Consider the following 10841-nt stretch of genomic DNA (forward strand, 5'->3'; position numbering starts at 1 on the left):
AGCATACTTTTTGATACACCACCAATTTATAAATGCTTGATCATCAAAAATAGAATTAGGAGTCGTTAGTTTAATATCAATGAGAATGTTAATTAAATCTTCAGCTAATTTTAGCTCTAAAAAAATTCCAAAAAGTTGTTGCCATCTCAATTTATCTCCTTCGGAAAATAAAAAGCGACTAGCATCTAAAGCATTTGCTCTTAAAAAAACTCCAATTGATTGATGTTCCTCAATTACTTGTAATCCTGTTTTATCTTTACTTCTTAATTTGGTAGCAGCATAAGAATAGTGGCGGAGAATGTGTGTTTTACCTGTCCCTTTACCACCTAAAATAAATTTTGATTTTTTTAACGTAGGCTCAATTATTGAATCAATAATATTCTTATCGATGTCAACCCAGAGCTTGTTGATTTCATCATCTGAATAGTCAGATGCTTTTGCTAATGAAAATGGATTTTGATTAGACATAATTTAAGATCTCATCGAACCATAGTTTTTTTCAAATCTTTTGAAAATGGGGAACCAATCATTTTGAAGACTTTCAATATAGCCATTCTTCCAAAATATTGGTAAGGTATTATTTGGTGTATTATGAGAAAAACCAATCATTAGTTCACAGTTACTATGACCTAATGGGTAATTAGGGTATAAATATGATCCATAGTGGTTCACTATTTTTTTAAATTTATCCATATCAAATTTTTCTAATTTATTGAAATATCGTGCATCTGCAAAACAGCTTTTGTATGTATCATCTAATTCAAAAAGACATGTAGCTTTTCCATCAAATATTTCTGGTTTATTTAATGTTATAAGGCCTTCTGTTGTTGAAAAAATTGATAGGAAGCTTAATTCAATGGTGGGATTATTTTTTTTTATATTTAAAAGATTTTCTTTTAAATAACTCGTGATTTGTGTACCTCCGCCAACAAAGTCATCAAAAAATACATAACGTTTGATGTTAGGTTCTCTAGCACACCAGTTAATTGTATTATTTGAGTTGGTTTTTGGTTCGAATGAATGATATAAGTCTCTAAAGAGAACTTTTCGTAAGTCATTAACTTGTCTAAATATATAAAGTAAGTGTGCACCACTTTCTGCTGGATTACCGACTCCAATAAAACGTGAAAGCTTCAGTTCATTGGAATATTGTTCATCTAAAAATTTAAAATCAAGAGAGTTATTATTTTCACGACGTATTTGTTGTATAAGCGGAGCTTTGAAATTATCTCTGTAAAGGGAAATTAACATTTCTCTTATCATTCTTTGGCTAAAAAACATAAATTTAGATAAAGCAATAAGCATATATTCTTTTTCTTCTTCTTCAGGTAAAACTTGTCCATCAAACTGCTTTAACCATTCTAAAATTTCAGGCATCTCAATAACATGATCCCAAACTTGAGCTGTTAATATTTCTAAATCAGCTTCAATTTCAGTAAACTTTTCAGTATTGTAAAATTTGCTCATATGAACTTATTTCTCGAAAATTAATACAGTTTCACGAGATATTATTGACGCTGTACGATTGCGTTTAGTCATTAAACCTCGTGATTTAATATCATCTATTAAAACTAACTTTAATTTTAAACCATACTTTTGAAAGCAATAAGTCATGAATTCATCATTTCTTAATGTTTCACCACATACCTGATTGTTACCTAAGACGAAGATGATACGCCCATTAGGGGCTAAGACACGTGAAAGTTCCTTCGCCACTTGTTCCATTTCAATAAGATACTTCTGAGTTATTCTAGCTCTACTCTTGTTGGTTTTGGCTATTTTCTCAATTAGATATCTATATTTTTCTGGTAGATCACCTTCATCTAGACACAATGGCTTAGTTAATAAATGTTCTCTGCCTATAGATTTTTCTTCTAAAGATCTTAGTCCCTTAGGTGGTACAAAACCTAACCAATTTAATGAGAGACTAGATGATCTTATATACTTTTGTGCACTTCCATATGGCGGAGAAGTAATAATCAAAGGTATTGAATTATCAGGCATTTGTTTATTTAAATCAGAGTTGGTAAAGATATTTCTTGCGTCAATGCCTACTGTACTGGCCTCAATTCGATGAGGGTGCTTTTTATTTGTTTGCTTAATGCGCTCAATATTTGAACTAATAATATTGTAAAACTCATCTATTACACTGAGATTTTTGATCCAATCTAATCTTTTTTGAATTCGCTCATTAGTAGCATCAGAAAAAGAATCTTTCGTTTTTAAACGTACAGGTACACTAATTGCTGGATCAGCATAGCTGATCTTTTTTGCTAAAGATGAAAAGCAGACTTTGAAGAAATCTTTCTCATCAATAACTTCAATTTCGTTAATAGCTCTTGAAATAATCTCTAATTTTTTTTTGTGTTCAGGTAAATACCAATAATGCTGATTAACAACTTCAATAGTTGGAGCATCTTTATATTTCTTAGCTTTAACTAAAAGGTTTTCTGCTGTATCTGTTAATTGCTTAATAGAATATGGAGTTGTTTTTACTTTTGCTACTAATAATGCAAATGGATTTGCATCAGCCACCAAAGGGAAAAAACCCTGAATTGATGCTTCTAAAGCAACTGTACCAGAGCCACAGAAGGGGTCTAATACAATTTTATGTTTAAAATTGCTATGAGCTTTTAAGAAAAAATGAACTATATGCGGTAGTAATTTTGCTGGGTAGGGGTGAATCTGGTGCGTCAATTGATCACCAGCTTTTAACCAATATACAAGTTTTCTAAAATCAACATTGATAGGCATATTGTTGATTGAATATTCAGAAATCATTTCAATAAGGGTCTTTTGGACGTCATCATCTGTGAGGTGAAGCTCTTGACGAAAATTAATTTCGAAGTTTTCACAGGTTATGTATCTATTGATATTTAACTCGCCCATTTAAAAGATTAAACCTCATGAATTTAAAAGAAATCTAGCTTATCTACGAGCAGCTTAAATTATTAAGCATATTTCGGCAAGAGAATCTTAGTGAACACTTCTATATATGTGAAATGTCAGTTTTTATTATTGTTAATAAAAATAGTAAAAAGTCTATTTGCCCAGTTTTTTAATTCAGATTCTGAGGTTTCCTGATGTATACTATCCATTCTAGGATGGTTCAATGTGCTATTTTTATAACAAATATTTTTAAAGATTCCTTTTGGCCAACGTAAGCATTGAGTGACGACAAGCTCAAGTACTTTTGCACGATTAGTTTGATTCCATTGATTAACATCTTTAAGCGATAAAACTCGAGTTGAAAGAGGTTTTTTATTGTCAGATGTATCTACTTCTAAGATCACAATATCTTGTTGATTCAATCGAAAGCTAACTTCTGCGACACACCTAGGATTGTCATCAGTTTTTATATGTTTGGAATGCCCCTGAATATTAGGCAGTTTATGGAGTTGGAAGCTGAAATTTTTTACAGTATTTTCTTTGCAAAACAAATCAATCATTTGTTGAAATGCAGAGAATCGATCAAGATACAAATGAAGATCCTCAGTTTCATCTTCAACACCATTAAATTCAGCAGAGGGGACAGAGCCTTCAGAAACTGGTTCGTTAGTACTAACACTAGATGATTCATTGGTAGATGATAGCTCTTGATCCTTTGTACCATGATTTCTATGCCTAGATTTATTAGAAGTTTTCCGTGTTTCAATTGCTTCTAGAAAGTCAAAACTTGTAGGAACAACATCGACTATTTGTACATCATCGCTATTACCTTCTTCATCATCGTTAATGGAAGGTTCTTTTCCATCATTTTTAGTTCCTGAGGAGTTTTTACCTTTCCCTCCTGATTTGGACTCTATGAATTTATCGCTATAGAACTTAACCTCTTTTGATATATTGCTTGAAATTTTTTGAAAACCTGAAATTTCATTTACAAAGAACTCAGAAGTTTCAGCTTTGTAATAACCATATGCATCAAAGATTACACCTTTAAGTTGAGGTGGATTGAAGCAAAAACTCCATATACGGTATTGATCGAAATCATAGCCATATTGTGTACAAAACTGACTTATACTTTCAAAAGATTGTCGAATATCGGAATCGAGAAGAATCCAAGATAAGATCCGTCGTATGCCTGCATCGTTGAAATGAGAAATTGGATATGAGCAGGCTGGCAAAATATTGATGAGATAGTGATCAGGATTTGAAACAATATCGAAATCGATATTTAAACTATTTTCTAATATTGCTGATCTTGCTAAATATGGGGTATAGAAGAACAAAGACCGAGCAAGTTCGAATTGTGGGAGCCTAACTTTGATGGTTTCAGACATGGGCTGACCGAATTGATCGACACGGACTGCATCAAATAAGAAGTAATGTTCTAAAAACCTGCTTTTGGGTAGATTAGATTCATTAGTGGAGGATATCCAATCTTGAGTTGAGGTAATCTTAAATCGTAGATTGTAGCCTTTAGGGTATTCTTTAGTAGGATTGATATGGCTGTTTTTTCTTAATAATTTTGCATTTGAAAAATTAGTGTAAGTCGTTTCAGTTGATTTACTTTCATTTTCCAAACCTAAATTAATCGCCCAATTGGTGGCATTGTGCTTTTTGAATAAAGTACCAATCTTTTTTATTTTCATGTCTTTAGATATGTGACTTATTTTAGCCATAATTTATCCTTTTAATTTTATTTAAAAATTTTAGAGTTTCATCCGTTAGCCGTTCTTCACTTAACCCTGCTTTACGCAATATTTGCCAATCAGCTAGATGTAGATTAAGTATCTGAAACTGGATGATCGTTCGAGTGATTCTTCTGATTTGATAACTGCTAATATCTTCTGCAAAAGTATTCAAAAAGGTGTTGGTTAGGGGTAACTGATACAGATTTTTTTCTACAGTTGAGTGCTGTGTTAGTTGCTTTAAATACCAGTTTCTAGATTGTCTGGGCAAATTCAAATCACCTTCTGAATTGTAGAAGATTTTGAATAATTGCTTTGCCAGTTGCCAATCTCGCAAATACCAATTTACTTTTTTACGGCTTGGTGCTGGCAAAATGTGAAATTTTCTATTGTTACTGAGCAACCAAGTTTTATCATTGCGATAAAGCCATGCGTATAAGGCTGCATTTTTAATTCTGGAAGGTTTTATTCCATATTCTTGAATCAAAGATATCCATTCATTACGTTTAATAGTGAGTATCGATATGTCTTTGTACTCAATTCCTTGAATTTGTGTAGCAGAATCGGGAGGATTAGATGGTATCTGATGAATTTCGCTTAGAATAGCTTCCCATGTCCAGTCTCTAGGGTAGAAAGCCTCTAAGGTAATAATATGTTCAAGATAACTAAATGACTTACGGTGCTTTCTAAAAATGGCTCTTAGCCAGCTTGTTTCAGACTGAAGTTCATCTAGATGATGTTGCCGTAACCAATTTAAATCCCATTTCTTTATCATAGCAGTATAAATTTTTATATGATCAATGTGTTTAGCACCTTTGCCGAATCCTAATTGCCTTGCAATACGGTGATAAAATTGACTCCATTGATGGAATGTTGGCGCTGATATTGGCGGAAGTTGTAAAAGCTCTTCAATACGTTTGCTAACAACTAGATCTAATTCATGTGTGGGTTCATTAAGTTGGTTCGAGTAAAAGATGTTACTTGCAGCAATAAATTGATGTCGTCCATTCAAATGAGGTGTTAGTACAAACTCTGACAATTTAACTTTATGCTTGGTACAGCTATTTGCGCCTTGGATGTGCCAAAGTCGTGACCAAAAGGGTTCACCGTATTGGCTATATTGGTCTTGTATGCACTGGCTACAATATCGAAGAGTTGATACATGTTTAATTTTTGATGCCGCTACTCCTAAAGCTAAGTGAATAGAACCCTTTGATTGATTTCCCATCCATTGAAGGCAACGTAAACGTGTACTTTCGGGAGAAAATAGAGCGTATATTGGAAAAAGCGTATTTTCATAAACAAGCTTTTCAAGTGTATAGTTTGGTGGTAGATGTCTTAAAACACATAGTAGGTGACTAGGTAAGTCAATCGTGGCAATTACCTTACGATTAGTAAATATTTCATCGAGTAATTGCTTGGGACTTGTAATAGCATGGTGAATTCCAGCTCTTGCTATCGTGCTGTAAATTAACTCATTAGGATATGGTGTAGGAAAGTTCAACATGCCAATTCTACTATTACATTGATTGCACCCAAGTTTGAGTATCAAAAATCAAATCGCTTGATTGAAGAACGTCATAAAAATTTTGTGATTTTTGCTTTTGAGAAAATTTAAACCTTAAATCATCTGACGGTAGGCTCATCCATTCACTTTGTTTTATTTTTTTGAGATTCATTTTTTCAGGTTTAATTTCTTTGTCCGCCTCAACTTCAGTTAGCCAATTCGAAACGATAGGCATGAGTTCTTGCATATTGAGATGAGGAAAGTCGGCAAAGGCTTTTTTGATTACAGAGATTACTTTAGATTCTGGATATCCAGTGGCAATCAGTAGGTTATGCAATCTTTGGGCTTGCGCATTTCCATTGTATTGTTCAAATTTTTCTTGCTCTTCCTCTATTTTTTGCTGTAATAAAAGCAAGGTTTTATCAACGTGAGGAATAGTTAAATCTGAGTACATTGCAATCCGATTAGGATCACCTGACTTCAGTGCTTCAATCATAGGATGGACAAACTTGAGTTCATCCTCATAGACTTGTCTAAGTAGACTTGGTGTAATTCTTTCTAATTTTGTCATGATTGCTCGACATTGAGCTAAAACAAAAAGTTTAACCACAATATCAAGCACACCTTGAGATAATTCATACCAACAATCTCGAATTTCGTCACTGAGTTGTTCTTTGTTGGTTAGCCATTGGTATTTCCAAAGTGCATTGGTGAAGGCAGTCCATTCGTTTTTTGTCGTAGTATTTGCAGATGGAGTTTGATTTTTCATTGGTTCCCATATAACTGCTCCAAATCCTGCTCCACGACGTGCTGATCGTAAATCACCATCAAATATGAATTTAGCTTTAGGAGTGCCAACCATGATTACTGGTAAACCTACCACATTAATCAAGGTTACAAAGAAATTAAGCATCTTTTCTGCACCACCTGAATTTTTGACACTTAGGTGTTGGATTTCATCAATGACGAGTACTCCAATAGCATAAGTATTTGTAATTTGGCGCATATAGTTTAAAAGAGCTTCTATTCCTAATCTTTTTAGAGCAACTCTCTTTTCAAACTCTGTTCCTAAAGCTACATCAATCGCTTTAAAGAAGTGCAGACATAGATTTTTAAGAGAACCATCATGAGGGCAGTCTATTTTGAGATAAACAAGCTGGGTAAAGTTGTATTTTTCATGATAAATCACCTGTGGATACAAGCTTAGAATGCGATAGAGCGTTGTACTTTTACCGCTACCAGAACATCCTATAAGAGAATAGCTTAAAGCTGTGGATTTAGGAGCTTCAAATCGAAATGCATTGATGTTACCTGACATAATCCGTTCATAGCCATTCTGCAAATGTTGATTCAGTTTTCCATCTGCGATATTGCGTCCAATATAGCCTTGACGTATTAATATTGATATTTTTGATTCTAAAGAAATATGTCGTGTAATTGGCTGAAAAAACTGATGAAGAAGCTGTGATGTGAGATGAATTCGTTCATTCTTAGATCGAAGAATATCTTGTGGGTCGTAGTCTATTTTTCCAATCAGATTTGCTTTGATATCTGAAATTTCTTGCATGATTGGTGGAAGGGCTTCGATAAATGGATTTCCCTCATATTCACCAAAGCTAGGTGTATAAGTTGCTCTTATAAAATTGATTGGTAGACTCATTTAGTCATCCTCATCAAATAATTCATTAGTAAAATCAGGGTAATGAACAGCCTCAGCATCATGAGAAGCGCTTGATGTTTTAGCTTTAGGCATTGGAATAATATTTGTATTCACTGTTTCTTGCTGTTTCACTTTACTTCTACGTTCACTACTTTTTTCTTTTGCTTTGTTTGCAGATATTTCAGCGATACGTTGAGATGGTTTTGTTAAACTTTTCGCATTATTTGTTTTAAGTTTCGCACTGATGAAAGCTTCAAGTTCTCTTCGTTTTTTCGATGCTTCTAGTTCATATTCAACTAAGTTTTCTTTTTGCGCTTTTTGCTTTTCTTTGATTTCCCAAAACGTACAATCTATGAATTCTCGTGATCGAGAAGAAATACTGCCTATCCAGTACTCAAGGCTATTGCTATGCGGAAAAATATAAATTTTGTTCATAGAATAAGGGTCATATGCTGCTTCGAGGTTTTGAGGACGAGAACTCTCTGTTTTTCGATGTAACCAACCAAGGTCAAGTATTTCCTTTGCTAGATAAAAAACTCCAAATGCTTTGATACCTAAATCAGATATTGTAATTTTAGTCCGTGGTAACAATGCAATTTTGAGAGCTTCTTCAGAAACACTTCGTAATTTTCCAGTTCTATTTTGAATGCCCCAATTCCATAAATGTAAGGGAATAGTTGGCACACTATTTGGAATGTCTGCTTCACGATCATATGTTTTTAAAATATGAAATTGATTATGCGAGATGATGCAGGCAAGAATGATTTCAGTAAATTGATGGATGTTTAGCGTTGCATCTTGACGGTAATCTCTACCACCTGTCTTTTTTACGATAGTACCTTCGACTACACCTTTTCCTTTACCTTCTTTTTTAAAATAAGCCTGATAAGTATTAAATGCTTGTTCTACGATGCCTTTTGCATCTCCTCGTCTTGCAGGTGCATTCTCAATTCTGACAGCAAATGTTTTTTCTAAAGCTTCAATTTGATAACCAAGTAATTCACCTCGATCAGCAAGTAGAGCATCAGGTAAACCGATTGCTGGCCAGTCTTCTGACTGAATGTTGATGCCATATTCAGCACAATATTTAACTTTATCGGTCATCGCCAGATTAAGTGCTTGAATGGCTGCTAAGTAAGATGGTGATTCAAAACCAATATAAAAACCAGTAACGAGGCGGCTAAATACATCAATAACAAAATAAATAGTGGGTCTTCCAACAATACTATTTGGATTGGTATTAGAAACGAGGTAAATATCTGCGATCGTTGCATCAATTTCGTAACGAGAACCAGGCCCTAAAGCTTGTGAGGTTGCAGTTGAGTGTAATGGACGATAGTCTTTACGATAGTTAGAGGTGCTAATACGAGCTTGAATGCTCTCGATTTTTTTAAATTCCTTTTCGTAATAATATTTAAATTGCCATATTGTAGGAATATCTGCCTCAATTGTATTGGGGTACAGGTTTTTATATGTGGCTTGAAATTTTCGATAAACAAATGGAAGTGAATGCTGATTGTCTTTCAAGAAGAATAGTTTAATTGTGCGATAAAAGAGCTTTTCAATATCTTCAGTAACATTAATGCCATGTTCGCTATTATAGATGCGTGGTCGTCCTAATTTTTTGTCTTTGGGGATTCTTTTTTGCCCCTTAGCACCGCTATTTCTATAGTCTGGAAGCAAAGCATTAGGTGTTTGTCCTCTTTGCCAATATCTGCGAATTAAGCGATAAATTGTTTGTTTAGTTACTCGATGTTGAGACATGATTTCATCAATTATTTTGCCTCTTTGAGCAGGTATAAAAAATAATTCATGAGAAATCAGAGGGTGAATAAGTGCATAATTTTGATCACGCTTACTTTCTTGTGTTGATTCCTTTTCTGGTTGAATAAATGCCAGTGATTGATGTGGATCGGCCTCTCTTTGAACACTTAAATCTTCTAGGCCTTTCAATATTTCAGTTTTACTAATTTCAATAGGGAAAGCACTTTCATCGTCAATATTAATCCAGATTAGAGAGTGAGGGAGAATACTTAAAACTCTAAATAAAGAGTCTTCAAAGCTTAATACTTCATTGATTTTCAGCATGAAGCACCCCATTCCAAGAATTGATTTGACCTAACTGAATGTGATCAGTTCTCAAATCTTTAAAAGAAATATTAAGATCAAATGTGAAATACCTTTGAGCAAGCAAGTCTCTGATTTCTCTTAAAGATTGGCCTATCTCAAAATTATATTTTTGGTCAATAAATCTTGCTAATTCATTAATCTTTTTAGACTTATTTTTACTGATAATACCTGCATAAAAATTAAGCTTATCTAGTGTGTCTTGTTCACTTAGTTCCAGAGTATTTATAGAGCTGTACAACCATTGAATATTCTGACTGACTATTATGGGAACTTGATGTTCAGTAAAAATAAAAAAAGGAATGTTTTGCTGTTTCCAATATTGTCTTTCAATTTCAATCTTTTCTATTGTACGAGGATCATTGAGAGCAGTGGAATATTTTACTTGGACTGCAAACTTAGGTGATGTTGAATCATTTGTATCTACAAAGAAATCACTTGTCATAATTTGATAGTGTTTTCCAAATCTAGGGTGAGGGATTTCAATTGACTCAGCAATTTTTAGAGTTTGTTCGAGGTCTAAGGGATATTGTTCTCTAATATCTATAGTTGTGGAATGCCATTCCAGTAATAAAAAAGCAGAAAGTTCGAGATCAGAGAGAAGGTGATGAGTTCTTTGGCTTTTATGACCAAAAACTCGGTGAGATCGACCTTCTGAACTCACATCTCTAATTGTGATCCAAGGCTTATAGTTATTTCCAAAACCCTGTCCTCGTCCTTCTTGAATCCACTTTTGAATTTTGAGTCCATGATTTTGTGTGTTCTTAAAGTTAGCCATAAAAAAATCCACACATCATGCTGTTTAGAGCATAGCTTGTGTGGATTTTTTGAGCAATTCAGTATTACACTTTATTACTCAGTATGAGACTTTATTACTTAGTATGAAACTTTATTACTCTCATACAACTCTTGTGCG

The 10841-nt window shown here is 33.7% G+C and carries 8 protein-coding genes; all 8 read right to left on the reverse strand.

All coding sequences use genetic code 11. The features are described 5' to 3' along the window. On the reverse strand, positions 1 to 468 hold a 468-nt coding region (locus CDA10_RS16385; protein WP_456049117.1), incomplete at its 3' end, for an ORC-CDC6 family AAA ATPase. A 3-nt stretch (positions 469 to 471) separates the two neighbouring features. Next, a complete protein-coding gene (locus CDA10_RS16390; protein ID WP_089606605.1) occupies positions 472 to 1467 on the reverse strand; it encodes a phosphoribosyltransferase-like protein in 996 nt (331 codons plus the stop codon). 6 nt (positions 1468 to 1473) lie between these two features. Beyond that, positions 1474 to 2889, reverse strand: a complete 1416-nt coding sequence (locus CDA10_RS16395; protein ID WP_089606606.1) for a class I SAM-dependent methyltransferase — start codon at positions 2887 to 2889, stop codon at positions 1474 to 1476. Between the two features lie 116 nt (positions 2890 to 3005). Next, a complete protein-coding gene (locus CDA10_RS16400; RefSeq protein WP_089606607.1) occupies positions 3006 to 4622 on the reverse strand; it encodes a Tn7-like element transposition protein TnsE in 1617 nt (538 codons plus the stop codon). Next, positions 4615 to 6138, reverse strand: a complete 1524-nt coding sequence (locus CDA10_RS16405) for a TnsD family Tn7-like transposition protein (protein ID WP_089606608.1) — start codon at positions 6136 to 6138, stop codon at positions 4615 to 4617. The genes CDA10_RS16400 and CDA10_RS16405 overlap by 8 nt, the downstream gene beginning before the upstream one ends. Before the next feature lie 13 nt (positions 6139 to 6151). Next, the gene (locus CDA10_RS16410; protein WP_089606609.1) at positions 6152 to 7798 is read right to left on the reverse strand and encodes an AAA family ATPase; all 1647 of its coding nucleotides are present in this window, start codon (positions 7796 to 7798) and stop codon (positions 6152 to 6154) included. After that, a complete protein-coding gene (locus CDA10_RS16415) occupies positions 7799 to 9886 on the reverse strand; it encodes a DDE-type integrase/transposase/recombinase (protein ID WP_089606610.1) in 2088 nt (695 codons plus the stop codon). Beyond that, on the reverse strand, positions 9870 to 10703 hold the full coding sequence (locus CDA10_RS16420) for a TnsA endonuclease N-terminal domain-containing protein (RefSeq protein ID WP_089606611.1): 834 nt from the start codon (positions 10701 to 10703) through the stop codon (positions 9870 to 9872). The genes CDA10_RS16415 and CDA10_RS16420 overlap by 17 nt, the downstream gene beginning before the upstream one ends. Positions 10704 to 10841 lie beyond the last annotated feature (138 nt).

The organism is Acinetobacter piscicola (assembly GCF_002233755.1).
Classification (GTDB): domain Bacteria; phylum Pseudomonadota; class Gammaproteobacteria; order Pseudomonadales; family Moraxellaceae; genus Acinetobacter; species Acinetobacter piscicola.